General features: G+C 68.7%; 25 protein-coding genes. 18 read left to right on the top strand and 7 right to left on the bottom strand.

Annotated elements, in window-relative coordinates:
• Positions 1–10 precede the first annotated feature (10 nt).
• On the bottom strand, positions 11–913 hold the full coding sequence (locus EDC64_RS20815) for a LysR family transcriptional regulator (protein ID WP_132035013.1): 903 nt from the start codon (positions 911–913) through the stop codon (positions 11–13).
• A 112-nt stretch (positions 914–1,025) separates the two neighbouring features.
• Between EDC64_RS20815 and EDC64_RS20810 the strand changes: the two genes are divergently transcribed.
• From EDC64_RS20810 to EDC64_RS20800, 3 genes are all read left to right on the top strand, one after another.
• Positions 1,026–1,763 (top strand): SDR family oxidoreductase, encoded by a 738-nt coding sequence (locus EDC64_RS20810; protein WP_132035011.1) that lies wholly within the window; start codon positions 1,026–1,028, stop codon positions 1,761–1,763.
• A gap of 88 nt (positions 1,764–1,851) precedes the next feature.
• The gene (locus EDC64_RS20805; RefSeq protein WP_132035009.1) at positions 1,852–2,382 is read left to right on the top strand and encodes a DUF1097 domain-containing protein; all 531 of its coding nucleotides are present in this window, start codon (positions 1,852–1,854) and stop codon (positions 2,380–2,382) included.
• A 108-nt stretch (positions 2,383–2,490) separates the two neighbouring features.
• Entirely contained in the window at positions 2,491–2,706 is a 216-nt protein-coding gene (locus tag EDC64_RS20800; protein WP_132035007.1) for a hypothetical protein, read from the top strand.
• An 83-nt stretch (positions 2,707–2,789) separates the two neighbouring features.
• On the opposite strand, the gene EDC64_RS20795 is transcribed toward EDC64_RS20800, so the two are convergent.
• On the bottom strand, positions 2,790–3,671 hold the full coding sequence (locus EDC64_RS20795) for a LysR family transcriptional regulator (RefSeq protein WP_132035005.1): 882 nt from the start codon (positions 3,669–3,671) through the stop codon (positions 2,790–2,792).
• Positions 3,672–3,844: 173 nt separating this feature from the next.
• Here EDC64_RS20795 and EDC64_RS20790 point away from each other — a divergent pair, with 173 nt between their 5' ends.
• The 11 genes from EDC64_RS20790 to EDC64_RS20740 all read left to right on the top strand — a co-directional run bounded on the left by EDC64_RS20790 (position 3,845) and on the right by EDC64_RS20740 (position 17,566).
• Entirely contained in the window at positions 3,845–4,825 is a 981-nt protein-coding gene (locus tag EDC64_RS20790; RefSeq protein WP_165933840.1) for a Bug family tripartite tricarboxylate transporter substrate binding protein, read from the top strand.
• Positions 4,826–4,887: 62 nt separating this feature from the next.
• The gene (locus tag EDC64_RS20785) at positions 4,888–5,907 is read left to right on the top strand and encodes an FAS1-like dehydratase domain-containing protein (protein ID WP_132035001.1); all 1,020 of its coding nucleotides are present in this window, start codon (positions 4,888–4,890) and stop codon (positions 5,905–5,907) included.
• A gap of 32 nt (positions 5,908–5,939) precedes the next feature.
• Positions 5,940–7,145: a CaiB/BaiF CoA transferase family protein gene (locus tag EDC64_RS20780; protein ID WP_207916151.1), complete on the top strand. Its 1,206-nt coding sequence runs from the start codon at positions 5,940–5,942 to the stop codon at positions 7,143–7,145.
• A gap of 308 nt (positions 7,146–7,453) precedes the next feature.
• Entirely contained in the window at positions 7,454–8,434 is a 981-nt protein-coding gene (locus EDC64_RS20775; RefSeq protein ID WP_132034997.1) for a TRAP transporter substrate-binding protein, read from the top strand.
• A gap of 18 nt (positions 8,435–8,452) precedes the next feature.
• On the top strand, positions 8,453–8,965 hold the full coding sequence (locus EDC64_RS20770; RefSeq protein WP_132034995.1) for a TRAP transporter small permease: 513 nt from the start codon (positions 8,453–8,455) through the stop codon (positions 8,963–8,965).
• Between the two features lie 10 nt (positions 8,966–8,975).
• Complete coding sequence (locus EDC64_RS20765; protein WP_132034993.1) at positions 8,976–10,235, top strand: TRAP transporter large permease; 1,260 nt, start codon at positions 8,976–8,978, stop codon at positions 10,233–10,235.
• A gap of 198 nt (positions 10,236–10,433) precedes the next feature.
• A complete protein-coding gene (locus tag EDC64_RS20760; protein WP_165933839.1) occupies positions 10,434–11,801 on the top strand; it encodes an aminotransferase-like domain-containing protein in 1,368 nt (455 codons plus the stop codon).
• Between the two features lie 134 nt (positions 11,802–11,935).
• Positions 11,936–13,057: a pyridoxal phosphate-dependent aminotransferase gene (locus EDC64_RS20755; protein WP_132034989.1), complete on the top strand. Its 1,122-nt coding sequence runs from the start codon at positions 11,936–11,938 to the stop codon at positions 13,055–13,057.
• A gap of 23 nt (positions 13,058–13,080) precedes the next feature.
• Positions 13,081–15,192 (top strand): hydantoinase/oxoprolinase family protein, encoded by a 2,112-nt coding sequence (locus tag EDC64_RS20750; protein WP_132034987.1) that lies wholly within the window; start codon positions 13,081–13,083, stop codon positions 15,190–15,192.
• Positions 15,189–16,847, top strand: coding sequence for a hydantoinase B/oxoprolinase family protein (locus tag EDC64_RS20745; protein WP_132034985.1), 1,659 nt, complete (start codon positions 15,189–15,191; stop codon positions 16,845–16,847). The genes EDC64_RS20750 and EDC64_RS20745 overlap by 4 nt, the downstream gene beginning before the upstream one ends.
• Positions 16,844–17,566 (top strand): maleate cis-trans isomerase family protein, encoded by a 723-nt coding sequence (locus EDC64_RS20740; RefSeq protein WP_132034983.1) that lies wholly within the window; start codon positions 16,844–16,846, stop codon positions 17,564–17,566. The genes EDC64_RS20745 and EDC64_RS20740 overlap by 4 nt, the downstream gene beginning before the upstream one ends.
• A 27-nt stretch (positions 17,567–17,593) precedes the next feature.
• Here EDC64_RS20740 and cysE read toward each other — a convergent pair whose 3' ends face one another.
• From cysE to EDC64_RS20720, 4 genes are all read right to left on the bottom strand, one after another.
• On the bottom strand, positions 17,594–18,382 hold the full coding sequence (cysE, locus tag EDC64_RS20735; RefSeq protein ID WP_132035078.1) for a serine O-acetyltransferase: 789 nt from the start codon (positions 18,380–18,382) through the stop codon (positions 17,594–17,596).
• Positions 18,383–18,384: 2 nt separating this feature from the next.
• A complete protein-coding gene (gene nifV, locus EDC64_RS20730; protein WP_132034981.1) occupies positions 18,385–19,632 on the bottom strand; it encodes a homocitrate synthase in 1,248 nt (415 codons plus the stop codon).
• Positions 19,633–19,801: 169 nt separating this feature from the next.
• Positions 19,802–20,029 carry a hypothetical protein gene (locus EDC64_RS20725; protein WP_132034979.1) on the bottom strand — a complete coding sequence of 76 codons (228 nt, stop codon included), beginning with the start codon at positions 20,027–20,029 and terminating at the stop codon, positions 19,802–19,804.
• Between the two features lie 51 nt (positions 20,030–20,080).
• Positions 20,081–20,938, bottom strand: a complete 858-nt coding sequence (locus EDC64_RS20720; RefSeq protein ID WP_132034977.1) for a hypothetical protein — start codon at positions 20,936–20,938, stop codon at positions 20,081–20,083.
• 581 nt (positions 20,939–21,519) lie between these two features.
• On the opposite strand from EDC64_RS20720, the gene EDC64_RS20715 reads away from it, so the two are divergent.
• From EDC64_RS20715 to EDC64_RS20700, 4 genes are all read left to right on the top strand, one after another.
• Positions 21,520–22,074: a peroxiredoxin gene (locus EDC64_RS20715; RefSeq protein ID WP_132034976.1), complete on the top strand. Its 555-nt coding sequence runs from the start codon at positions 21,520–21,522 to the stop codon at positions 22,072–22,074.
• Positions 22,074–22,655, top strand: coding sequence for an alkylhydroperoxidase, AhpD family (gene ahpD, locus EDC64_RS20710; RefSeq protein WP_132034974.1), 582 nt, complete (start codon positions 22,074–22,076; stop codon positions 22,653–22,655). The genes EDC64_RS20715 and ahpD overlap by 1 nt, the downstream gene beginning before the upstream one ends.
• Before the next feature lie 297 nt (positions 22,656–22,952).
• On the top strand, positions 22,953–24,707 hold the full coding sequence (nifA, locus tag EDC64_RS20705) for a nif-specific transcriptional activator NifA (RefSeq protein ID WP_132034972.1): 1,755 nt from the start codon (positions 22,953–22,955) through the stop codon (positions 24,705–24,707).
• Positions 24,708–24,753: 46 nt separating this feature from the next.
• On the top strand, positions 24,754–25,509 hold the full coding sequence (locus EDC64_RS20700; RefSeq protein ID WP_165933838.1) for a 4Fe4S-binding leucine-rich repeat protein: 756 nt from the start codon (positions 24,754–24,756) through the stop codon (positions 25,507–25,509).
• Positions 25,510–25,540: 31 nt separating this feature from the next.
• On the opposite strand, the gene EDC64_RS20695 is transcribed toward EDC64_RS20700, so the two are convergent.
• A complete protein-coding gene (locus EDC64_RS20695) occupies positions 25,541–26,782 on the bottom strand; it encodes a cysteine desulfurase (protein ID WP_132034968.1) in 1,242 nt (413 codons plus the stop codon).
• Positions 26,783–26,785: the final 3 nt, after the last annotated feature.

Below are 26,785 nucleotides of genomic sequence, written 5' to 3'. Positions count from 1 at the left end.
AACGGCACGTTCAGGACGCCAAGCCGCGGATCAGGTCGAGGAAGGCCCGCACCTTGGCCGAGACCAGTGTCGAGCTGTGGTAAACGGCATAGAGCGGGAAGGTTTCATCGGCCCAATCCGGCAGCACATGGACCAGTCGCCCTTGGGCGATGAGATCCTGGGCATAGATTTCCAGAAGCTGGGCTACCCCGCCGCCCCCCAGACATGCGCCGAGCAGTGAACCGGTATCGTTGACAATCAGGCGGCCGGGCGCAGCAAGCGGGACGACGTCTGCGCCTCGGTGAAACTCCCATTCGAACGGACGGCCCGTGGCAGGATCGCGGATCAGCAGACACTGATGGCCGTCCCGGAGGTCTTCGGGACGCATCGGAGCACCGTGCCTCGCGACATAAGCGGGGGACGCACATGTCAGCACGCGCGTTTCCAGCAACAGGCGTGCCTTGAGCGACGACGGCTCGGGCGCGCCGAACCGGACGGCGACGTCGATCCCTTCGCCGACCAGATCACCCATGCTGTCGCGGACGCTGACCTCGACCGAAAGTTCGGGATAGCGGTCGAGAAACATGCCCAGCCGCGGCGCCAGAACATAATGCCCGAAAGTTCCATCGACATTCACCCGCAACCGGCCGCGCACCAGCGCCTTGCTCTTTCCCGCGCTGACGGCCGCGTCCTCGATGCCGGCGAGCAATGGTGCCACGGCTTCGTAGAACTGGCGCCCTTCGTCGGTGAGCGAGATCGCCCGTGCCGTGCGGTTGAAGATCCGGATGCCGACGCGATCTTCCAACCGTGCAACCGCGCGGCTGACGGCGGGTTGAGTCAGCCCCATCGCCTCCCCGGCACGCGCGAAGCTGCCCGCCGCGACCACCGCGACCACCACTCCTATCCCGCTCAGCAATCGGCTATCGAAGCTCATGAGACATACTTTTAGTCATTATTGACATGATATTTATACATTTTTTTTGGCCTCATGGAACCGCTAACTCTTGAGACAGCCGCATCGCGGCAAATCAAGAAAGGCGAATGTCATGAGCGTTAAGGACAAGGTGGCCCTGATTACGGGCTCGTCGCGCGGGATTGGCGCCGGTGTGGCGGAGCGACTCGCCAGCGACGGTTTCAAGGTCGTGGTGAACTATGCCCGTGGCGCGGCGCCCGCACGGCAGATCGCCGACAGAATCGCCGCCGCGGGTGGCGAAGCGATTACCGTCCAGGCGGATGTCGCCGATCCCGGGGCGGTGGCGACCATGTTCGACGCCGCCGAGCAGTCCTTCGGCGGCATCGATGTCGTGGTGAACAATGCAGGCGTGATGCGGCTCGCACCGATCGTCGAGTTCGCCGACGACGCCTTCGACCAGACCATCGCCATCAATCTGAAGGGAACCTTTAACGTCGCGCGTGAGGGCTGCAAGCGCCTGCGTGCGGGCGGCCGCATCATCAACCTGTCTACCAGCGTGATCGGCATGCGCCTGCCGACCTACGGCATCTACATCGCGACCAAGGCCGCGGTCGAAGGCCTCACCCAGGTGCTCGCTCAGGAAATGCGCGGCCGCAACATCACGGTGAACGCCGTGGCGCCTGGGCCGACTGCCACGGATCTGTTCCTCGAGAACAAGAGCCCGGAACTGATCGAGCGGATGGCCAAGATGACCCCGATCGAGCGGCTCGGCCAGCCCGAGGACATCGCGCATGTGGTCGCGTTTCTGGCCGGCCCGGAAGGGGCCTGGATCAACGGTCAGACGCTGCGGGCGAACGGCGGAATGTGCTGACGCTCTTGTTCAACCTCGACTGCAGTTGGCGCAGTCCGATCGCGTGATCCGGGCGTCCTGTCGACGTCGAAAACCAAGGAGAAGACCTATGTCTCATGATGAGACTTCGCGACCTGCTCCGGCTGCGGCCCATGAGAAGACAGGCTTTGGGCTTTACGCCGCGCTGACAATCGCAGCGGCCGTGATCGCCGCGTCGGCCGCTCAGTCGAGCCTGCTTCTGGCACTGCCGACCTGGGCGATGTTCATGGGGTGGATCGCCTATTTCAGCCGCCGCCCATCGGCACACGAAGGCTTGCAAAGCTTCGTCTGCGTGCTGATCGGCCTCTGCATCGGCGCGCTCACCGCGATCGTCGTCGGCGCCTTAACGCCGACCCTCGGCGACGCTGCCTTTCCCATCACGGTCTTCGGCGTCGCGCTCGTTGTCATCGCCGCCCGCGGATTGCCGATCCTGAACAACCTGCTCGGCTACTTTATCGGGCTCATCACCTTCTTCGCGTCCCACTTCGAGCCCGAAGTGGCGTCGATCGCACGGCTGGGGTGCGCAACAGCGCTCGGCTCGGTTGCCGGATGGATCGCCCAATCAGTGGAACGGAGGATTCGCGAACTCGCCCGTGCGTGACGGCCGGCCGCTTCCCAGCAAAAGTCGGGGCTTTTGCTGTGGATCGGGAGCGGCACCAACCGTGTCGCTCCCGCCTCCTTTGCTCCCAGAACCGCAGCGAAGGCGGCGATGACCCCCTCGGCCGGGAGCCTGTCATACGACGGCGCGCGCTTTGGCATCGCGCCCTCGATCCTGATGCCCGGCCACTTTGTCGACGGCATCGCGCATTTCGCCGATGCCGGGTTTCCGGCCGAAGCGACCGTGCAGGGGGAGCAAGCCATTCTCTGCGGAGAGGCCCGCGCTCGCAACGAAGAAGCGGCCCGCTCGCCTTTTCCTCAGTCCTGACCGCCGATGTCCGGGCGGCTGCCGACGCGGCCCTTCGTATCGTCGATCCCCCGCATGGCACTCTCAGGCTCCCGCCCGCCTCTTCATTGGAACAGATGGGTCTGCCCCTGCACCCGGCGCACGATGTAGCGGTGCACCGCCGCGACGCGCGGCAGTTCGCGCACGTCGTCGCGGGCGGCGATCCAATAAGTGCGATAGAAAGACCGTTCCGGCAGGATCTGCACGAGGTCCGCATAGCGCCGCGCACCATAGCCGTGGAGGACGCCGATGCCCGCGCCGGACCGAACCGCCTCAAGCTGGGCGATCACACTGGCGCACTCGAACCGTATCGGCATCAATTGCCGCAATTCCGCGGAATAATCCTGCGGCGGGCTATAGATCAGATCGCCGACATAGGTGACCAGACACCGCCCCGCGACATCGTCGAGCGTTCTGACCGGACCGAATTCCTTCAGATGCGTCTGTGACGCATAAATATTCAGGCTGCACGTCACGAGCTGCTTGGCAACGATCCGGCCGCGCGTCGGACGCACGAAGGTGATGATGATATCCGCGTCGCGATTGGCCAGCGAGAAGGTGCGGGTCAGCGGCACCACCTGCAAGGTCAGCTTCGGATGCTTGAGGGACAGGGCGCCGAGTTCCGCAGCGAGGAAATAGCTGCCGAACCCCTCCGGCGCGCCCACCCGCACGACGCCCTCCAGTTCCACCTCCGGACTGGTCAGCTCGGATTCGACCTGAAGCATGCTGGTCTCGGCCCGTTCGGCGATCGCGAGCAGCCGGTCGCCGGCGCGCGTCAGGGTGCACCCGGCCGTCCCGCGCTCAAGCAGTTTGGAATGCAGCTCCGCCTCGAGGGCGGCGATCCGCCGGCTCACCGTCGCATGGTCGAGGCCGAGCTTTCGCGCCGCGCCGAGGATCTGCCCCGAGCGGGCCACGGCCAGGAAGATCCGCACGTTGTCCCAGTTCATTGACGCCAAGTCCTGCACAGCCGGTTGGAGAATATACGCGTTGACGGTTCCGGTCAGAAAGATCCAGGGTTTCGCCAGTTCGTCGCGCCAGAGTAACGCCAAATAATCCGGAGCGACGGCTAAAAAAGAACGGCTCTCCGCCGTTCCAATAATATCGGGTGGAGGAAATGATGATGGACGAGAGCCGAATTCTTCGGCGGACTCTGGCTGCCGCCGTTCTCTGGGCATCTGCCACGACGATGGCGGGCGCGCAGAGCTTTCCGGAGCGGGAAATTCATCTCGTCGTCCCGTTCGCGGCGGGCGGAAGCACGGATTTTGTCGCACGTGCGGTCGGCCAGCGGGTGGAGAAGGAACTCGGCAAGCCCCTCGTGATCGAGAACAAGCCGGGCGCCAACACCATCATCGGCACGCGCTTCGTCGCCCAGGCCAAGCCCGACGGCTACACGCTGGTTCTGGCAACCAACGGCCATACCACCAACGGCACGATGTACCGCCAGTTGCCTTATGACGATGAGGCGGATTTCACGCCGATCATCCGGATCGGCGCCACGCCCAATGTCATTGCCGTCAATCCGAAGGTGAAGGCGACGACCTTGACGGAGCTTCTGGCCTTGGCGAAGGCGGATCCGGGCGGCCTCAAATACGCCACGGCCGGAAACGGCACGATCCAGCATCTCTCCGGCGAAATGCTGGCGCAGCGCGCCGGCGTCAAGCTCGAGCACATCGCCTATCGCGGCGGCGGACCGGCCTCGACCGACGTCATGGCCGGGCATGTCCCGATCCTCATCAGCGGGCTGCCGCCGGCCATGCCGCTGATCCAGACCCAGCGCCTGCGCCCGCTCGCCGTGACGGGTCTCGAACGCTCCCCCGCATTGCCGGACGTTCCGACCGTGGCCAGCCAAGGCTTTCCCGGCTTCGAATCGAGCTTCTGGTTCGCGATCCTCGGTCCCGCGGGGATGCCACCCGACATCGTGCGCAAACTCAACACGGCCTTCGGCGCCGCATTGAAGGATCCGGACTTCCAGAAGGTGCTGGCGCGCGAAGGCGTCACGGTGGCCGGCGGCAGTCCCGAAGACCTGCGGGCATTCATGAAGCAAGACAAGGAAAAGTGGGGTGCCGTGATCAAGAAGAGCGGCATCGAACTGATCCAGTAGAGACGAGATCAATCGTGGCGCCGCAGGCGGGGACGCCTGCGGCGCATGGAGACCGGACGCCCATGGCGCAGCCTATGAACATCGAAGCCGGACTGGCCCTCCCGCCGCTCGCGAAAGGCCCCTATACGAGCAGCCATCTGGTGCGCTGGTGCGCGGCGCAACAGAACTGGGACAAGATCCATTACGACCGCGACTTCGCGATCGGCACCGCCGGCCTGCCGGAGCGGGTGATCAACGGCGCGCTGAAGCAGCACGTGATCGTCCAGTTCCTCACGGAGGCGTTTCCGGAAGATGCCTGGATCTGGACGATACAATTCCGGTTTCTCGCCCCGGACCTGATCGGCGAAAGCCTCGAAGTGCGCGGCACCATCGCCTCGGTGGACGCGATCGGCGACCAGACGGTGGCAAGCGTCGATATCGAGATCTGGAACACGTCCCGGCAGAAGCTCACGACCTCGGGCACGGCGCGGATCGGCCTCGGCGCCGGCGGCGTTTCGCTGCCGCCGTTCCCGGCTGAATTGCGGGCGGCGCATGCCGCCCGGCCGGCGGGAGACGGGGTCCCGCAGACGATCGCCGGCTGGATCGGAACGGACTGGGAGCGCCTGTCGTCCGATTACCCCGTCGATCTCAGCCGGCTGCGGCTGTTCGCCGATGCGATCGGCAATCTGTCGCCGATCCATTTCGATCCGGTTGCCGCGGCCGCCTCGATCCATGGCCGGGTCGTCGCCCCGCCGCTTTTTCCGCTCCACGCCTTGGAGGCCCGACCGGACACGCTGGCACTCTCGGACGATCCGACGGCGATCGGCCGCGAGGGGGTCAACGAAATGGGCCGCAATCTCGGCCGGCGGCTCGGCCTGCCCGGCGCCGGCATGGTGAATGGCGGCAGCGACATCGAGATTCACGGGCGGCTTTATGCGGGCGAGACGGTGCGCGGCGTCGGCCGCCTGCTCGCGGCGGATCTGAAGTCCGGCCGCGGTGCCGAGCCGATGCTGATCACCAAGGTGCTGAACGATTATTTCACCGGCGATCGGCTGCTCGTCCGCGAGCTGCAGACGACCATCTACCGCAACATCTCTCAGTAGAGGGGAGCTTCCCATTGCTTAGGACAGGCGCATTGGCCGGCCTCACGGTGCTCGAACTCGGCTCGACGGTGGCCGGGCCGTTCTGCGGCCGCTTGCTCGCCGATTTCGGTGCCCGGGTGATCAAGATCGAGGATCCCGGCGGCGACGTCATCCGCAGTTTCGGCGAGAGCCACGAGGGGGTCTCGCTCTATGCGGCGAGCATCCTGCGCAACAAGTCGGTGGTGTCGGTGGATCTGCGCACCCCGGCCGGCCGCGACGTGGTCCGGCACCTCGCGGCCAAGGTGGATATCCTGATCGAGAATTTCCGGCCCGGAACGCTCGAGAAATGGGGGCTCGGCTATGATGCGCTCGCGGCCGCCAATCCGGGCCTGATCCTGGTGCGGATCAGCGGCTTCGGCCAGGACGGGCCCTATAGCGGGCGGCCGGGCTACGGCATCATCAGCGAGGCGATGAGCGGGCTGCGCTCCATCACGGGCGACCCGGACCGCCCGCCGGCGCGCATCGCCATGCCGATGACCGATTATCTCACCGGCCTCTATGCCGCCTTCGGCGCCATGGTCGCCCTCGCCGAGCGCGGCGCGTCGGGGCGCGGCCAGGTGGTCGATGCCGCGCTCTCGGAAAGCGCGTTCAGCCTCATGGAATCCTTCGTGCCGGCCTATGACAAGCTCGGCACCATCCCGCAGCGCCTCGGACCGCGCATGGCCGGCGCCGCGCCGAACAATCTCTACACCACCGCCGACGGCGAACACATCCACATCGCCGCCTGGGGGCAGCCTCTGTTCAAGCGGCTGTGCGCCGCCATGGGCACGCCCGCACTCGCCGACGATCCCCGCTTCCAGGACCTGCGCATCCGCGCCGGCAATGCCGACGCCCTCGACGCCATTATCGGCGCCTGGACCGGCGCCCGCGATCTGAAGACCGTGGAAAGCATTCTCGAACAGGCGGACGTGCCCGCCTCCAAGATCTACACCATCGCCGACATCTTCGAGGATCCCCATTTCCGCGCCCGCGAGGCCCTGGTGCAGGTCAGCGAGCCGGACCTCGGCGCGGTGACCTTGGCCGCCCCGGTGCCGAAGCTGAGCCGCACGCCCGGCGCGGTCGCCCATGCCGGACGCGCGCCGGGCACCGATACCGAACGGGTGCTGGCGGAGTTCGGCGACTATTCCCCGCAGCAGATCGCCAAGCTGCTCGAAGACGGCGTGGTCCACGCCGCCGCCCGGCGCCCGGATCCGGCATAAGCGCCGAAGGGGGCGTCCGAAGCGGGGGCGCCGCGGCCGGTCGCCCGCGCCGCCGATCCACCCCCCACAAGGCCCCGCGGCGACGCCCCCGGAAGCGGGGCGACGGCGGCGGGGCCGGCAGCGCGGCGGCGCTCGAGGGGGCCGCGGGGATTTGCCTGCCAAAAAATCGTGCGATGACCTATTTTTGGGCTTTGGATTTTTTCGTCTTACGTCAATTATGACCCAATCATAAGACGCTTGACGAATTGTCTGGGACAAGAGCGCGAAACAGGCGCTCCCGGCACGCCGAAACCAAAGAGGGAAACACGATGCTGAAGACGTTGAAGTCGGTCGCGCTCTGCGCGTTCCTGGCCGGTGCGACGGCGCTGCCCGCGCAGGCGGCGGACGTGGTCCTGAAGCTGGCGCACGAGGCGCCCGAGACCGCCATCAAGGGCCGCACCGCCAAGATGCTGGCCGAATTGGTCGACAAATACACCAATGGCAGCGTCAAGGTCGACGTCTTCCCCGGCGGCCAATTGGTCCCGACGGTCGAGGAAATCCGCGCCGCCGCCCGTGGCCAGGTCGACATCATCGCGCCCTATACGAGTTATTATTCCTCGATCGACAGCCTGTGGGACATCTTCTACCAGCCCATGCTGTTCAAGTCGCCGCAACAGGCGATCGACGTGTTTTCCGGCGAGATCGGCCAGTCCCTGCTGAGCAAGCTCGATTCCCGCGGCCTCAAGGGCCTCGCCATCTGGCACGACGGCCCGGTCTATGCCTTCACCCGCGGCGAGCCGGCCACCGCGCCGGACGTCCTGAAGGGCATGAAGGTCCGCGTCGCCCCCTCCAAGCCGCTGGAAGCGCTGCTCCAGAAGTCCGGCGCCGCACCGATCAGCATGCCGGCCACCGAAGTCTATCTCGCGCTCCAGCAGGGCGTCGTGAACGGTGTCGTCACCACCCCGACCTATGCCGCCCCCGCCCGCTGGGGCGAGGTGCTCACCACCATGACCCGCGGCGCGCTGTGGGGCGTCGGCGGCTACGGCCTCGCCATGAACAAGCGCAGCTGGGAGCGCCTGTCGCCCGAGCAGCAGGCCGGCGTCACCAAGGCGGTCGCCGAAGCCACCAAGTGGAACCAGTCGCAGACCCTCGAGAACATCAAGAATTCCGAGAAGGCGCTGGCCGACGGCGGCATGAAGATCGTCGATCTCACCCCCGCCCAGATCGCCGCCTGGACCGAACTCGCCAAGACAGTGTGGGCCACCCAGAGCGACGAGATCAAAGCCATGGTGGCGAAGATCCAGAAATAGTCTGGGGAGCGCACGACCATGGTGCTGCTCAAGCTTTGGGACCGTATGGAGGAACAGGTCGGCGGCCTGTTCCTCCTCGCCGCGGTGCTCCTGGTGTTCGCCCAGATCGTCCTGCGCGCCGGCTTCGGCATCGGCATCAGCGGCATCTACGAATTGGCCGCCTTCTGCTCGACCTTCAGCGTGTTCCTCACCGCGAGCCTCGGGGTGAAGCGCAACACCCATATCCGCGTCGACCTGCTCAGCAACATCGTGCCCCGCAAGGCCGCGTTCGCGCTGGAGCTGTTCGTCCAGGTGCTGATGCTCGGCGTGTTCCTGTGCCTGCTCTATTCCGGCTATCTGCTGGTCGAGGAGAGCCTGCTGCTCGGCGATCACACCACCGGCACCATCGAGGTGCCGATGTGGATCCCGCAGCTCATCATGCCCGTCGCCGGCCTGCTCCTGACGCTGCGGACCCTGCAGCGCATCTTTTTCCTGCTCCACGGCGGCATCGCGGCGGTCGCGCCCTCCGCCGCGGAACTCCCCGTCACCTGAGGACCCTGAGATGTGGCTGTCGGCCGGACTGTTTGGTGGTGGTGTCCTGCTCGGTGCGCCGGTCGCGTTCGCCCTTCTCCTGTCGGGCTTCGGCTACATGTTCTGGGCGGGGGAATATCCCTCCTCCGTGTCGTCCTTCCTCTTCACCACGCTCAATTCCAGCTCGCTGCTCTCGATCCCCTTCTTCATCCTGGCGGCGGAGATCCTGAACCAGAGCGGGGCGACACGGCGCCTCATCGACGTCATCGACGCCTGGATCGGCCACAATCGCGGCGGCATGCCGGTGGTCGCCGTCATCGCGGTGGCGTTCTTTTCGGCGATTTGCGGATCCTCCGCCGCCACCGCCGCCGCGATCGGCTCGGTGATGATCCCGGAAATGATCGCCCGGGGCTATGGCAAGCATTTCACCATCGGCCTGATCGCCTCCGCCGGCGGGCTCGGCATCCTCATTCCCCCGTCCATTCCGCTGATCGTCTACGGAATGGTCACAGAAATCTCGATCAGCCGGCTGTTCCAGGCGGCGACGCTGCCCGGTCTGCTGCTCGCCTTCATCCTGTGCGTCGTGGCCTATATCGTCGGCCGCCGCTCCGGCGTCCAGCCCTCCCCCAGGCGCGCCCTGCGTGCCCGCCTCGCGGTGACCTGGCACGCCATCGGCGTCCTGTTGATGCCCTTCATCATTCTGGGCGGGATCTATAGCGGCATCTTCACCGCGACCGAGAGCGCCGCGATCGCCTGCGTCTATGCGCTCGGCCTCGCCGTCTTCGCCTATGGCGTGCGGCTGCGCGACGTGCCGGCCATGCTGACCTCCGCCGCCGCCACCGCCGCCATGATCCTGCTGATCATCGCCGCCGCCAATCTGTTCAGCTACGCCCTGACCTCCGAGCGCGTGCCGCACGCAATGTTCGAATGGCTGATGGCGTTCGAACTGGAGCGCTGGCAATTGCTGCTGGGGCTGATGGCCTTCTTCATCCTCGCCGGCATGTTCCTCGAAGTGATCTCGGTCGTGCTGATCAGCATGCCGATCCTCCTTCCGGTCCTGACCGCGGCGGGAATCGATCCGGTGCATTTCGCCGTGCTGCTGATCGTCAATATGGAACTGGCCGTCATCACGCCGCCGATCGGGCTCAATCTCTTCGTGATTTCCGCGATCAGCGGCATGCCGGTCACCGACGTCTTCAAGGCGACGCTGCCGTTCGCTTTGGTGATCGCCGTGTTCCTCCTCGCCCTGATGTACATGCCGGGCGCGCATCTTCTGCTGGGGGGATGGTAGCCATGCGCCGCCCCCCGCAGGCTTACCAGCCCATCTCGCCTTTGTTAGATTTGCGCCGCAGCGTCGCAGGACATTCGGAGCCTCCCCCGGATGCGGTCCCCCGTGCGGCCCGGGCCTGAAGGCGGAACGACCATGGCGAAGCGGCAGGCTCCCACTCCAGAAACGTCCGACGCTCCACCGGCCGGCGATGCGGGCTGGATGCCGTCGATCGATGCCGGCAAGTCGGTCAAATACACCGCCATCGTCCAGTCCATGGAAGAGGCGATCGCCTCTGGCCGTCTGGCCGAGGGCGCCCGCCTGCCGCCGCACCGCGAACTCGCCGCACGGCTGGGCGTGACGGTGGCGACCGTGACCAAGGCGATCGCCGATCTCGCGCGACGCGGCCTCGTCGACACGCGGCGCGGCTCGGGAACCTTCGTCGTCGGCCTCGCCCCGGCCGAAGCGCCGCCGCCCGCGGCCTCGGACGCGCCGCTCGACCTCGCGGTCAACCGGCCGCTCGCCGCTCTGGCGGCACCATTCCTCAAGGACGCACTCCTCGCGCTCACCGGAGCCGAAGCGGGCGATCTGTTCGGCTATGAAATCGTCGGCGGAAACGCCGCCAACCGCGCCACCGGAATCGCCTGGCTCGCGGAACGTGGCATCGTCGCGGGCGAGAACGAGGTTCTCCTGACGCAGGGCGGCAATGACGGGCTTCTCGCCGCGCTCCAGGCGATCTGCCGGCCGGGCGAAGCGGTCGCCTGCGAAGCTTCCAACTATAGCGGCATCCGCCGGCTCGCCCAGGCGCTGGGCATCGTGCTCGTCCCGGTCGCGACCGACCGCAAAGGCATGAGCCCGGAGGGCCTGGAGCAGGCGTGCCGGACGCAGGCGATCAAAGCGGTATTGTGCACCCCGGTCACCCACAACCCGACCGCGGTCAGCATGGATCTGGCGCGGCGGGCGGAGATTGCCGGCATCGTGCGGCGGCGGGATCTTGTGCTGATAGAGGACGACATCTACGGCCATCTCGCGGGCGAGGCCGGCGAACCTTTCTTCTGCGACATGCCGGAGCGCACCATCCACGTCACCAGCATGTCCAAATGCGTCAGCGCCGGACTGCGCGTCGGCTTCCTCGCGGTGCCGCGGACGCTGGTCGGGCGGGTGCGCGATGCGCTCTACACCACCAACTGGACCGCCCCCTCACTGCACGCGGCGCTGGCCGCGCGCCTCGTGGCGGGTGGGGCGGCGCGCGATCTGGTGGAGGCGCAGCGCGCCGAGGCGCTGGTCCGCGTCGCCCGCGCCCGGCAGATTTTCGGGCCGGCGCTGGATCTCGAAGCCGACCGCGCGAGCTATCACATCTGGCTGCGTCTGCCCGACCATCTGCGCGCCGACGAGGTCAGCGCGGAATTGATGCGCGCGGGGATCCTGGTTTCGCCGGCGCATCATTTCTCGATCGCCGGAACGGCGGCCCCGAACGCGCTGCGCATCAGCCTCGGCGCGGTCGCCGACCGCGGGCTGCTCGAACAGGCGCTGACCGAAATTGCCCGGCGGATCGTCGGCGTGCAGATGGCCGTCGGCGCCATCGCTTAGCGCCCGCGTCGCTCTGGCCCTAGGATTGGAAAAAAGTGTCCTATGTTTTTGTTGCGTACAATCATAGGACATGAAATAAGATCCCATCGATTCAGGATCGCCCCTTCGGGGCCCGCAGGCAGGGAACGCGCGCCATGGTCTATCTGAGCAATCCGATCCTCGAGACCGGCGAGCCCTACACCCCCGGCTTGTCGCGGGAATATGTCGCCGCGACCTACGGCGTCCCGGTCGGCGACGTCGCCAAGCTCGGCTCGGCCGAAAACCCGCTCGGCCCGTCCCCCAAGGCGATCCTGGCGATCGCCGGCGCGCTGGCGCTCACCGAGCAGTATCCCAACTGGACCAGCGAGAAGCTGCGCACCGCGATCGCCGCCAAATACGGCTTCGATCCCGATCAGGTGGTGTGCGGCACCGGCGAGACGGAAGTGATCTCCTTCATCCTGCGCGCGTTCGCCGGGGTCGGGGAAAAGGTGCTGATGTACAAGCCCTGCTTCCCGATCTACCACCTGTTCGCCGAGAATGAGGGCCGGGTCCCGGTGTTCGTCGAGATGGGCGAGGGCTTCGATTTCCGCATCGACGATTATGTCGCGGCGGTGAAGGCGCCCGACATCCGCATCGCCTTCCTGACCAACCCGCACAGCCCGTCCGGCCGGCTCATGTCGGACGCGGACATCCGCAAGGTGTGCGCGGCGGCGGGCGATACCATCGTCGTGCTGGACGAGGCCTATATCCACTTCACCGAGACGCAGGGCGGCTTCCATCTCCTGAAGGAGTTCAAGAACCTCATCGTCCTGCGCACCTTCTCCAAGGCGTTCGGCCTCGCCGGCTTGCGCGCCGGGTTCGGCATCGCCGCCCCCGAGCTGATCCGCCCGCTCTGGGCGATCAAGCCGACCTGGAACATGGGCCACATGCAGATGGCCGGGGCCGCCGCCGCGCTCGACGACGAGGACCACCTCGCCCGCACCATTTCGCTCATCGTCGAGATGCGCGGCTATATCGCCCAGCGGCTGTCCGGCCTCACCGCCTTCCGCATGGTGCCGGGCTCGCGCTCGAACTTCTTCCTGATCGAGGTGCTCGACCCGCGGCTCGATTCCACCTCGGCCTTCGACAAGCTGCTGGAGCACGGCGTGATCGTGAAGGACGGCTCGGTCTCCTTCCTCGGCCTCGGCAAGCGCTTCCTGCGCTCCGACGTCGGCCTGAAGAAGAATATGGACCGCCTCGCCGACGCGCTGGCGGCGATCGAGCGGGACCTGGCCTGACCGACCCGGGGGGAGCGCCGGGCATGGACGGGCAAGGCCAGCAAACCCGCGGCGCCGGCCAAGGGCGGATCGGCATCGGCATCGATGTCGGCGGCACCTTCACCGACGCCATCGTCATCGACATGGACAGCGGGGCGTGCCTCGACGCGTTCAAGGTGCCCTCGAGCCCGGAGGACCCGGCGATCGCCGTGCTCCGCGCAGTCGAGCGGATCGCCGAGCGCCACGCCCTCGCCGGCGTCACCGTCTGCCACGGCACCACGGTCGGCACCAATGCTCTGATCGAGCGCAAGGGCGCCAAGACCGCGCTCGTCACCACCCGGGGCTTCCGCGACGTGCTCGAACTGCGCCGCCAGGCGCGGCCCGAGCTCTATACGTTCGACGTCCGCATCTCCGCGCCGCTGATCGCCGCCGCCGACCGCTTCGAAGTGACCGAGCGGATGGCGCCGGACGGCACCGTCGTCACGCCGTTGGAAGACGTCGCGCCGCTCGCCCGCCGCCTCGCCGCCGCCGGCTACGAGGCGGTCGCGGTCTGCTTCCTCAATTCCTACGCCGCCCCCGCCCACGAACAGGATGCCGCGCACATTCTGCGCGCCCACCTGCCGGACGCCTTCCTCAGCGTGTCGAGCGACGTCGCCCCGGAAATCCGCGAATTCGAGCGCACCAGCACGGCGGCGGTGAACGCCTATATCGGTCCGCCGGTGCGCGATTATGTCGAGCGGCTCGCGGCCGGACTGGCGGCGCGCGGCGCGGCCGGGCTGCGCATCGTCAAATCGAGCGGCGGCCTCACCGCGCCCGCCAATGCCGCGCGCTATCCCGCCCATCTCGTCGAATCCGGTCCGGCGGCGGGGCTGATGGCGAGCGCCCGGTTCGGCGCCGCGATCGGCCAGCCCAACGTGATCGCCTTCGACATGGGCGGCACGACCGCCAAAGCCGGCGTCGTGATCGGCGGGGAGCCCCGCCTCGTCAGCGAATTCTATGCCGATTGCCTGGTCGAGGGGCGGCAGGTCGGCGGCTTCCCGATCCTCTCGCCGGTCATCGACGTGGTCGAGATCGGCGCGGGCGGTGGCTCCATCGCCTGGATCGATCCGGCCGGCGTGATCAAGGTCGGCCCGCGCAGCGCCGGCGCGACGCCCGGCCCGGCCTGCTACGGCCTCGGCGGCACGCTGCCGACCGTCACCGACGCCCATGCCGTGATCGGCACGCTGCGCGCCGCGCCTCTGGCGCGCGCCGGCATCACGCTGCGGCCCGACCTCGCGCGCGCCGCGATCGAAAGCCATATTGCGGGCCCGCTCGGCTGGGACGTGGCGCGCGCCGCGCATGCCATCCTGCGGATCGCCACCGCCAATATGGCGGACATGGTGCGCCTCGCCACGGTGCGGCGCGGACTCGATCCGCGCGACTTCGTCATGGTCCCCTCCGGCGGCGCCGGGCCGCTGCACGCGGTCGCGATCGCCCGCGAGGTCGGCATGGACCGCATCGTCGTGCCGGCCCTTCCCGGCATGTTCAGCGCCCTCGGCGCGCTCCTCGCCCCGGTCCGCCACGATGCCGGACGCTCGGTGCTGCGCCCGCTCGCCGAAATGGACCGCGCCGCCCTCGACGCGGTGTTCGCGCCGCTCGCGGAGAAGATCGACGATTTGCTTTCGGCGGAGAGCCTGGACGGCCGCAGCCTCACCCGCGCGCGCTTCGCCGACGTGCGGTTCCGCGGCCAATTGTTCGAGCTGAAGCTGCCCCTCGGCCCCGCCGATGCGCCGGTGCCGGACGCATCCGCCATCGAGGCCGCGTTCCGCGCCGCCTATTTGAAGGAATACGGCTTCGACCTGCCGGACGCGGTGCCGGAACTCGTCACCGTGCGCCTCGTGGCGCAGGCCGACGGCATGGCCGGCGCGCGCGATCCCTTCCACCCCGCCGCGCGGTCCGTCGCCGCCGCGCCGCCGGACCAGGGGACCCTGCTCGCGGCCGACGGCACGCAGCAGAGCGTGCCGTTCCTCGACGCCGCCGCGACCCCGCCCGGCTTCCGCTTCGCCGGTCCCGCCGTGGTCGTGGTGCAGGGCGCCACCGTCTGGATCGACGGCCCGGCCCGCGCCGAGACCGGCCCCGACGGCAGCCTGCACATCATTCTGGAGGGCGGGCAATGACCCCGGCGCTTTCGCCTTTGTCCGGCACGACCGGCCTGATGCGCACCGATCCCGTGACCTTCGAGATCATCCGCAACGGGCTCTATGCGGTGTGCGAGGAGATGAAGACGGTCCTGATGCGGACCTCCTTCTCGCCTCTGCTCAGCCTGTCCGCCGACCTCTCCTGCGCCATCCTCGATCCGCGCGGCGACGTGGCGGCGCAGGGCAACGACATCCCGGTCCATCTCGGCGCCATGCCCTTCACCGGGCGCGCCGTGCTCGCCGCCTTCCCGCTCGACACCTGGCGCGCGGGCGACGGCGTCCTGCTCAACGATCCCTATCTCGGCGGCACCCACCTGCCCGACATGTCGCTGCTGATGCCGGTCTTCGTCGACGACGCCGTAGTGGCCTTCTCGGCGACGCGGGTGCATTGGCCGGACGTCGGCGGCATCGCGGCGGGTTCGTCCTCGATCTCGGACGAGATCCTGAAGGAAGGGCTGCGCATTCCCCCCGTCAAGATCATCGAGGCCGGCCGGCTGCGGCAGGACATGATGGATCTGATCCTCGCCAATGTCCGCGTGCCCTCCGACCGCTTCGGCGACTTCCGGGCGCAGCAGGCGGCCAATCTGCGGGGCGTGCGGCGGCTGCAGGAGCTCGGCGCGCGCTATGGCCGCGCGGCATTGGAGACGGTGCTGCGGGAATCCCAGGATTACAGCCATCTCCAGGTCCAGCACCGGCTCGCGGCGCTGCCCGATTGCGACGTCAGCGCGAGCGAACCGCTCGACGGCGACGGCTTCACCACCGATCCGGCCAGCCTGATGATCGCTGTGCGCATCCGCAAGAGAGGAACGACGTTCGACGTCGATTTCGCCGGCACCGCCCCGGCCGCGCGCGGACCGGTGAACGCGCCGTTCCCGGTGACCGCTTCGGCGGTCTATTACACCCTGATCGGGCTCGCCGGCGGCGGCATCCCGCCGAATTCCGGCGCCTATGCGGCGGCCACTGTCCACGCGCCCGAAGGCTGCCTGGTGCGCGCCCGCTATCCCTCCCCCGTGGTCGCCGCCAATACCGAGACCTCGAACCGGATCGTCGACATCCTGCTGCGGGCCCTGGGCCAGGCCTATCCCGAGCGGGTGCCGGCCGGCAGCTACGGCTCGGCCTGCGTCTATACGCTCGGCGGCCCGGACGCGGCGCGCGGGCGGCCGTTCGTGCATTACGAGACGATCGGCGGCGGCATGGGCGGGCGGTCCGGCGGCGACGGCCAGAGCGGCATGCGCGTCCATATGGGCAACACCATGAACCTTCCGGTGGAGGCCATGGAGGCGCAGATGCCGCTGCGCTTCCATGCCTATGAACTCGTCGCCGAGTCCGGCGGCGCGGGACGCTGGCGCGGCGGCGCGGGCGTGCGCAAGGTGGTCGAGGTTCTGGGCGCGGGCGTGCAGGCCTCGGTGCTCGGCGAGCGCACATCCACCGCCGCGGCCGGGATCGACGGCGGCGCGCCGGGCGGGCGCGCCAGCTTCGCCATCCGCGACGGCGCGGGCGTCGCGCGGACATTGGAATCGAAGAGCGGTCCGCACCGGCTGGCGCCGGGCGACCGGCTCGAAATGCAGACCGCGGGCGGCGGCGGCTGGGGCCGCCGGGATCCCGCCGCCGATCAGAAAGGGCATGCGTCATGACCATCCAGACCGCCGTCGCCGTGGATCGGAAGGCTTCGGCCGGCGCCCGCAAGCGCATCGGCCTCCTCGTTCCGTCCTCCAACACGGTGATGGAGAACGACCTTCATGCCGCGCTGCCGAAATCGCACTACACGATCCACACCGCGCGCATGTACCTCGTGACCTGCACGCGGGACTGCGAGATCGACATGATCGACGGCTACGCCCCGAAGGCGGCGGAGGATGTCGGCACCGCCCGGCTCGATCTTCTGGTGTTCGGCTGCACCTCGGCGGGATCATTGTTCGGCGCGGCACACGACAAGAAGGTCTGCGACGGCCTGGGGGAACGCGCCGGCAGCCCGGCGCTCGGCACCCTCTCCGCCGTCAATGAGGCGCTCGCCCGGCGCAATTTCGCGCGGATGGCGGTCCTCACGCCCTATGTGGAAGACCTGACGCGCGCGGTGGCGAGCGCCGCCACGGTTCCGGGCCGGACCATCGTCGCGGCCCACGGCATGGGCATCGAGGACAATTTCGAGCTGGCGACGCCGACGCCCGAGGACATCGTCGCCTTCGCGCGCGATCGCCTGACCGGCGTCGAGATGGACGGCCTGTTCGTGTCCTGCACCAATTTCCGCGCGGTGGAAGCCGCACCGGAATTGGAGAGGCTCTTCGGCGTTCCCGTCGTCACCAGCAATCTCGCCGTGATCGAGGCGGTGCGGCGGCGGTTCGAGACCGCGTGAGGCAGCCGGCCGCTCGCGCCGCCGCCTTCAGCCGAGCGGCGCGAGCGGCGGCGCCGCAGACCGCGGACGCGCATCGCAGCCCGGTGGCGTGTCCATGGCGAGGGACCGCTCATCGTGATGGTGCGCGAGGCGGGCCTCCAAAAACTCGATCCGGTCGAGCAGCGACATCACCGCCTCGCCCACCGGATCCGGCATCAGATGGTGTTCGAGATCGATGCGGCCGTCGCCGAGCCGGCGACGCTCGGCGAGCGGCTTCACCACGCGGCCGGGTATTCCCACCACGGTCATGCCCGGCGGCACATCCTCGATGACGACGGAATTCGCCCCGACCCGAGCCTGAGATCCGACCGTGATCGGCCCGAGAATTTTCGCCCCCGCCCCCACGAGCACGCCGTCCTGCAAGGTGGGATGGCGCTTGCCGGGCGCCCAGGACGTGCCCCCCAGGGTCACGCCGTGATAGAGCGTGACGTCGTCGCCGACTTCGGCGGTCTCGCCGATCACCACGCCCGCGCCGTGATCGATGAAGAAGCGCCGGCCGATCCGCGCCCCGGGATGGATGTCGACATTGGTCAGGAGCCGGGCGAACCAGGCGAGAAACCGCGCGAGGAAGCGCGCGCGCCCGCGCCACAGCGCATAAGCGAGGCGATGCCAGATGACCGCATGGACGCCGGGATAGGTCAGCACGATCTCGACCGTCGCCCGGGCGGCCGGATCGCGCGATTTCACGCAGGCGACATCCTCGCGGATCTGTCGCCACAGGCCCGGCGCGCCGGGCCGGGCGGCGATCGGCTCGGCCTTGGTGCGGGTCGATCCCATGATCACGACACGCCCCCGGTCACGCGCGACCGGCGCCGGCGCAGGGCGGCCTGCGTAAACGTCTCCTCGTAGAAGCGCAGCAGCACGTCGGGCGGCACCGTCGCCTTGGTGCGGCCGGCGAAGGCGCGCACCCGCTCCAGCACCGCGCGGCCGCGCGCGGCATCGACCGTGATGCCCAATTCGCCCAACGCCTTCTCCACCGCCGCACGCCCGGAATGCTTGCCCAGGACGACGGTGTGGTCGCGGCCGAACAAATGCGGATCCAGCGCCTCGTAAGTGGCGCGGTCCTTCAGGAGGCCGGCGACATGGATGCCGGATTCGTGGGTGAAGACGTCCGCGCCGACGATCGCCTTGCCGCGCGGCACCGGCCGCCGCGCCGCCTCCCCGACCAGTTCGGCGAGCGGGGCGAGGGCGTGGGGATCGATCCCGGTCTCCTCGCGCGCCGTCTGCCGCAGCGCGATGGCGACTTCCTCCAAAGCGGCATTCCCGGCCCGCTCGCCGATCCCGGCGACGGTGACGCTGGCGTGCCGCGCCCCGCCCATCACCGCGGCCAGCGTGTTGGCCGTGGCGAGCCCGAGGTCGTCATGGCCGTGGAATTCCAGCGCCAGATCGGTGGCGGCGGCGACCCGCCGCACCAGAGCATAGGTCGAGAAGGGATCAAGCACGCCGAGCGTGTCGGCGAGGCGCAGGCGGAACGCGCCGGCGGCAGAGGCCGTTTCGGCGAGCCGGCACAGGAAATCGGGATCCGCGCGCGAGGCGTCCTCGCCGCCGACCGCGACCTCGAAGCCGAGGGTGCGGGCGAGACCGACGGTGCGGCGCACCGCCTCCAGCGCCCAGGCGCGATCCTTGTTCAGCTTGCCCTTCAACTGGCGGTCGGACGTGGGGATCGACAGATTGACGATGCCGACCCCCGCCGCGGCGGCGGCGAGGAGATCGTCCTCCGTCATCCGGCACCAGGCCATCACCCGCATCGGCAGCTTCAGGGAGACGATGGACCGGATGGTTTCGATTTCCTCGTCGCCCATGGCCGGCGTCCCGGCCTCGATCTCCGGCACGCCGGCGGCCGACAGCGCCTCGGCGATCTCGATCTTCTCGCGCCGCGAAAAGGCGACGCCCGGCGCCTGTTCGCCGTCCCGCAAGGTGGTGTCGTTGAGCAGCACCGTACGCCGGACCGGCGCGCCGTCGAACCCGTGCCCGAAGGCCCGTCCGTCTTCCGGATCCCTTGCGGATGGGGGCGTCTTGGCGAGCATGGCAGGTCTCGTGGGTCCCGAGGAGGAGAAGGGTTCGGACTTGTCTAGCAAGCCGTGTGCCATGATATAATTATTTGAAAATATTATAGAAAAATGCGTTTGCCCGGCGACGTGTCGGGATGCCGTCCGATTTCGGCGCGTTCGCGACACGCCGTGTCGCGAACGCTTGTCAGGCGGACGCGATCTCGAGCTTCACGTCGGCCGGCTTCGCCCGATAGGGCGCGGACGTCACGAGGATGCGGGCGCCTGTCCCGGCACAGGCGACGGCACAGGCGGCGGACACGACCGCCGGGTGGCGGATGCGAAACACCATCCGCGCCGCGGTGCCGCCGATGCCCGGAAAACGGGTGGCGAGGTCGCCGGGCGGCGGGTCTTCGCTCAGAAGCCGGTCCGGCACACCGGGTGATCCGTCACCTATCGGCGCGGTCCCCTGCGGCGCGTGACGGCGTCAATGCGAGGAGACGGCCGCGCCCGGCGCGGCGGGCGTGCCGAGGAGTGCGACCGCATCGAGCGTCGCCTGCGCGATGCGGCGCGAGCGGTCGCCGATCCCCTGCCAGCTCGGCGGACCGTCCGTCCGCGGGTCGACCTCCAGCAACTTCAGGTCGGCCGGGACCTCGACGCCGCTGCGGACCAGACCCCGCAGCCGCCCGGCGAGCGGCGCGCGGACGGCAAGGCCGGCGCAGGTGCCGATCGGCGCGTCCCGCGCCACGTGATCGCCGATCGAAGCGGCCGTCTCCCAAAGCCCGGAGCCGGGCGCATGGGCAAAGCGCGCGCGCCCGATCCCGGCGAGCGGCTCGGAGCGGCCGTGGGCGTCGCGGGTCGTGCCGTCGCGCAGAACGCCGATGGCCTCCGGTGCGGTTTCGACCGCGACGTCGACATGGCGCCCGGCGGTGAAGCCCGGCCCGAGGCCGATGCTCATACGCGCGAACGGCCGGATGTCGACCTTCAACGCCCGCATGCGCATGCGGGCATCGACGAGGAGGTCGATCAGGCCGAGGCAGAGCAATTCGCCGAATTCGAGCCCGGTCACCATCACGCCGGCGCGGTCGGTGAAGCCGCGCAGGATCTCGACCAGATTGTCGGCGGGGCGCGCCGCCACGCCCTCAAGCGTGGCGCGTCCGTTCACGAGGGCGTCGTCGAACGCCATCTCCCGGCGCAGAACCGGCTGGGCGTGGTCGCGCGAGAGCACGATGCCGTAGCCGGCCCGGAACAGATGGACCGCCACCGCCGAGGCGATGTCGTTGGTGCCGAGCACGACCGCCGTGGGCGCGCGCTCGGAGGGGGTGAATCTGGCTTCGCCGCGCATCGTCTCTCCGCCCTTTGTCCCTGCCCCGAAGGGCCGGGATGCGATCCAGCGCGGCGCGGGGCTGCCCGGATCCTCCCGCGCCGGGTCCGGCGCATCTGGTGCTGGTCCTGCGCGGGCCCCTCGGTCCCCGCCGCACGGCCCGGCCGCCCTCGCAGACGCCGGATGGCGGCCGTGTTCCGTCCCCGCGCCGCGGGTCCGGCGGACACGGGCTCGCTCTAGCGACAATCGTGCCAACGGCCCCCAATCCCCGCCGGGACGCACGGGAATGGCGGTGCGATCAACGGCCGTGCGGCCGGCGCGCCGCCAAGGGTCGCCAAGAGTTTCCAAGAGCCGCCAAGGCCACCAAAAGCCACCATGCGCCACCATGCGCCACCATGAGCCGCGGGGGCCGCCGCGCCGGATCGGCCGTTTGCGACATTGGCGGCGGGCTGTCGTGTCGCAAACCCGACACGGCGCGCCTGTCGGAAAGCGGCTGATTGGAATCAGAAGCATTTTGCGGTGCAACAGGGATGGCATGCCGCTTGCTAGATCGGAGCCATGCGGCGCTGTGCGCCCTGCGTCCCGCGATTTCGGAGACTGACATGCTCGGTATCGGTCACCCGCTTCCCGAATTTTCCATCACCGGGGTCAAGCCCGGCTTCAATTTTCACGAAGAGAACGGGCAGCCCGCCTTCGAAGAAATCACGCATCGCAGCTTCCCCGGAAAGTGGAAGGTGATCTTCTTCTATCCCAAGGACTTCACCTTCGTCTGTCCGACCGAGATCGCGGAGTTCGCGCGCCTGTCCGGGGATTTTGCGGACCGCGACGCGGTAGTCCTCGGCGGGTCCACCGACAATGAGTTCGTGAAGCTCGCCTGGCGGCGCAACCATAAGGATCTCGACCGCCTGCCAATCTGGTCGTTCGCCGACACCAACGGCTCGCTGGTGGACGGGCTCGGCGTGCGCTCGCCGGACGGCGTCGCCTTCCGCTACACCTTCGTCGTCGACCCGGACAACGTGATCCAGCACGTCTACGCCACCAACCTCAATGTCGGCCGCAATCCGAAGGATACGCTGCGGGTGCTCGACGCGCTGCAGACCGACGAATTGTGCCCGTGCAACCGCGAGGTCGGCGGCGACGTGCTGAAGGTGGCGTGATGTCGATCGAAGCCCTGAAGACCGCGCTTCCCGCCTTCGCCAAGGACGTGAAGCTGAACCTGTCCTCGCTGTCCCGCGAGGACAGCCTCACCCTCCAGCAGCTTTACGGCCTGCTGGTCGCGTGCGGCCTCGCGACCCGCAATGCCGAGGTCGCGGACGCGCTGGAAGCCGAGGCGGCGGCGCATCTGTCCGACGCCGCGCGCGACGCCGCCAAGGCGGCAGCCTCGATCATGGCGATGAACAACATCTATTATCGCTTCACCCATCTCGCGTCGAACAAGGCCTATGAAAGCCTGCCGGCGCGGCTGCGGATGAGCGTGATCGGCAATCCCGGGGTGGCGAAGGCGGATTTCGAACTGTGGTCGCTCGCGGTCTCGGCGATGAACGGCTGCGGGCGCTGCATCGACGCCCACGAAGCGGTGCTGCGCGAGGCCGGGATCAGCGAGACGCAGATCCAGGCGGCGGTGCGGATCGCGGCCGTGATCGCCTCGACGGCGATCGCGCTCGAAGCCCGCGGGCCGATCGCCCCCGCGCCCGGTCTCGCCCGGCCACATCTTGACGCTGAACCGGCCCGAACCTGACATTTACCTCCGCGTGTTCCATGCTATGCTTTGCGAAACCACGGTCCACGACATAGAGACCGGATCTGGGAACCCGACAGGAGGCTGGTCCCTCGCAGGCCGCTCGCGGCAGGGAGCATGCCCATGACCGACTCGTACGAGGTTCGTGTTCAGCGCGCGTCCGCCCCGCGTCCCGCGACCCCGCCCGCCCGCCTTTCCCCCGCCGCGACCCCGCCCGCCCCGGTCCCGCCGGCAAACTTTCCGCCCGCCCCCCCTCCTGTGCCCGCGCCGGCGACGGCCGCACGCCCGGAAGCGAAGATGCCCACCACGTCCCGCGGCACCTCGCCGGAGATCGCCCTGATCGGCGTCTATGAAATCTCGAAGATCCTGACCGCCGCGCGCCGGCTGGAAGTCACCTTGGCGAACGTGGTCAACGTGCTCTCCTCCATGCTCCAGATGCGCCACGGCATGATCGTGATCCTCGACACCGAGGGCGGGCCGGACATGGTCGCGACCACAGGCTGGACGCCGGGCCTCGCCGGACAGATCCGCTCCCGGGTGCCGCAGAAGGCGATCGACCAGATCGTCGCCACTCAGACCCCGCTGGTGGTTCAGGACATGTCGCGCGACCCGCTGTTCCAGGGCCACGAGGACCTGTTCGCGCCGGTCGACGACGCCACCGTCTCGTTCATCGGCGTGCCGATCAAGGCCGACACCGAGGTCATGGGAACGCTGTCCATCGACCGCGTCTGGGACGGCACCGCCCGCTTCCGCTTCGACGAGGACGTCCGCTTCCTCACCATGGTCGCCAATCTGGTCGGCCAGACCGTGCGGCTGCATGCGCTGGTCGCCAGCGACCGGGACCGGCTGATCGCCCAGACCCACCGCCTGGAAAAGGCGCTGAAGGAAGAGCAGGCGCCCGCCCGCGAGACCAGCGACCCCGCCGCGATGGGGATCGTCGGCGACAGCCCGCTGGTCAAGCGCCTGATCGCCACGGTGCAGATCGTCGCGCGCTCCAATTCCACCGTCCTGCTGCGCGGCGAGAGCGGCACCGGCAAGGAATTGTTCGCCCGCGCCATCCACGAACTCTCCCCGCGCAAGGCCAAGCCCTTCGTCAAGGTGAACTGCGCCGCTTTGCCCGAGGCGGTGCTGGAATCCGAGCTGTTCGGCCACGAGAAAGGGGCCTTCACCGGCGCGCTCAACATGCGCCAGGGCCGGTTCGAACTGGCCCATGGCGGCACGCTCTTCCTCGACGAGATCGGCGAGATTTCCCCGTCCTTCCAGGCGAAGCTGCTGCGGGTGCTGCAGGAGGGCGAGTTCGAGCGGGTCGGCGGCAACCGCACGCTCAAGGTGGATGTGCGGCTGGTGTGCGCCACCAACAAGAATCTGGAGGATGCGGTCGCCAAGGGCGAATTCCGCGCCGATCTCTATTACCGCATCCACGTCGTGCCGCTGATCCTGCCCCCGCTGCGCGAACGGCCCGGCGACATACCCAAGCTCGCCCGCAGCTTTCTCGACCGCTTCAACAAGGAGAACAAGCAGTCGATGAGCCTCTCGCCGCCGGCGATCGACGTTCTGCGGAGCTGCTATTTCCCCGGCAATGTGCGCGAGCTCGAAAATTGCGTCCGCCGCACCGCCACCCTCGCCCATGAGAGCGTGATCACGCCGCACGATTTCGCCTGCGACACCGGCCAGTGCCTTTCCGCCATCCTGTGGAAGGGCAGCGCGCCCAAGGGCCCGGTTCCCATGCCGCAGGCCCAGGGACCCGCAGCCGGCGCCCCGATGCACGCTCCTCCCCTGCACGCGCCCGCCGCGCCCCCGCCGCCCGCTCAGGTCCCGCCGCGGCAGATGCCGCCGCTTCCCGTGTCGGCGACGGCCGAGATGCCCGTGACCTGCCCCGGCACCGATGCCTGCCCCGCCATCCCCGGACGCCAGTCGGAGAAGGAGCAATTGCTCCAGGCCATGGAGCGCTCCGGCTGGGTCCAGGCCAAGGCGGCGCGCCTGCTCAACCTCACCCCGCGCCAGGTCGGTTATGCCCTGCGCAAGCACGGCATCGACATCAAGCGGTTCTGATGGCCGGGCGGGGCGCGAACGAGACCGGCCCGCAGGAGCCGGCACGATGACGGCCGGCGATCTCGGCGCCCCGCTCGATTCCTGGGGCCGCCCGGCACGCTGTGCGGACTGCCCGCAGGAGGACGTTCGCCGGGACGGGCGCTGTGATCCCGACCGCGCCTGCGTCCCCGCGCGGCGCGATGCCCGCATCTCGGATCTGTTCGCGCACGACGCCCTTCTGGCCGGGCGCAGTCTGGGATCGCCGTATGCCGAGGTGCGCGCCCTCGCCGCGCGGCATGCCAGCCTGTTTCAGCTGAGCCGTCTCATGGCGGATCCCGCCGCCGAGGTCCGCGCCGTGCTTGCCGATCGCCTGCCGCCGGCCCGCGCCCGCGATCTGCGCCACGATCCCGACCGCCGCGTCCGGCGGGCGCTTGTGGAGCGCCTGGACGGCGGCGACCTCGTCGCTTTTCTGGGCGACGCCGATCCCGACATAAGGTGCGCCGCCGCCCGCCGCGCCCCGGCCCCGGCCCTGGTGCGGGCGCTCGGCGATTCCGACGGCGCGGTGCGGCAGGAAGTGGCCCGCCGCGTCGGCCTCGGCCATCTGGCGACGATGGCCGGCGATCCCGATCCGGCGGTCCGCCTCCTCGTCGCCGAGCGGTTGCCGGCCGAACGTCTGACCGTGCTGGTGCGCGATCCGGACCTGCGCGTGCGCCTCGCCGTGTGCGCCCGCATCGCGCATTTCTATCTCGACGAATTGCTGGAAGATCCCGCCGCCGACGTGCGCGCGCTGGCGCTGCGCCGTCTGATCGAAGAGGTGCGGTGAAGCGCGGCGCGCGCCGGCCGGGCGCCCGGAATCAGGCGAAGAAAGCTTGCGCCTTGGTCAAGGCCCGCACCAGCGCGTCCACCTCGTCCATCGTGTTGTAGAGGCCGAAGGAGGCGCGGCAGGTCGAGGACACGCCGAACCGCGCGAGGAGCGGCATGGCGCAATGCGTCCCGGCCCGCACGGCGATGCCGGACCGGTCGATGACCGTCGCGACGTCGTGCGCATGGGCGTTCTGTATCTCGAACGAGACGATCGGCCCCTTGCCTTCGGCGGCGCCGAGGATGCGCACCGAATTCAGCTCCCGCAGCCGCGCCTCGGCATAAGCGCGCAGGGCGTTTTCATGGGCGCGGATCCGCGCCTTGCCGATCGTGCCGATATAATCGAGCGCGGCGCCGAGGCCGATCGCCTCGACGATCGCCGGGGTGCCGGCCTCGAACCGGTGCGGCGGGGTGCCGTAAGCGACGTCCGCGCAGGTCACTTCGCGGATCATCTCCCCCCCGCCAAGAAACGGCGGCATTTCGGCCAGGAGGTCATATTTGCCGTAGAGCGCGCCGATCCCGGTCGGCCCGTAGAGCTTGTGGCCGGTCACGACATAGAAATCGCAATCCAGGTCGCGCACGTCGACATCGAGATGGACGCTGCCCTGCGCGCCGTCGACCAGGACCGGAATGCCGCGGGCATGGGCGATCTGGACCACCTCCTTGACCGGCACGACGGTGCCGAGCACGTTCGACATCTGCGTCACCGCGACCATTTTGGTGCGCTCGGTCAGCAGCGCCTCGAACGCATCCAGCAGGAAATTGCCCTGCTCGTCCACCGGTGCCCATTTGATGACGGCCCCGGTCTGCGCGCGCAGGAAATGCCAGGGCACGATGTTGGCGTGATGCTCGAGGATCGAGAGCACGATCTCGTCGCCCGGCCCGATGCGGGCCCGCCCGAAGGTCTGCGCCACGAGATTGATCGCCTCGGTCGCGCCGCGCGTGAACACGATTTCTTCGGAGCGCCCGGCATTGAGGAAGCGCGCGACGGTGTCGCGTGCGCCCTCATAGCCCTCTGTGGCGGCATTGGCGAGATAATGCAGGCCGCGATGAACGTTGCTGTATTCGCTGCGATAGGCTTGCGTCATGCGGTCCAGCACCGCCGCCGGCTTCTGGGCCGAGGCGGCATTGTCGAGATAGACCAGGGGCTTGCCGTGGACCGACATAGACAGGATCGGGAAATCCTCGCGCACGCGCATGACATCGTAGCCGCCGTTGCGGATCGCCTCGTGCATCGC

It is taken from the genome of Aquabacter spiritensis, assembly GCF_004346185.1.
Taxonomy (GTDB): domain Bacteria; phylum Pseudomonadota; class Alphaproteobacteria; order Rhizobiales; family Xanthobacteraceae; genus Aquabacter; species Aquabacter spiritensis.
The sequence above is the reverse complement of the archived record's forward strand: the minus strand, read 5'-3'. Positions and strand labels throughout refer to the sequence as shown.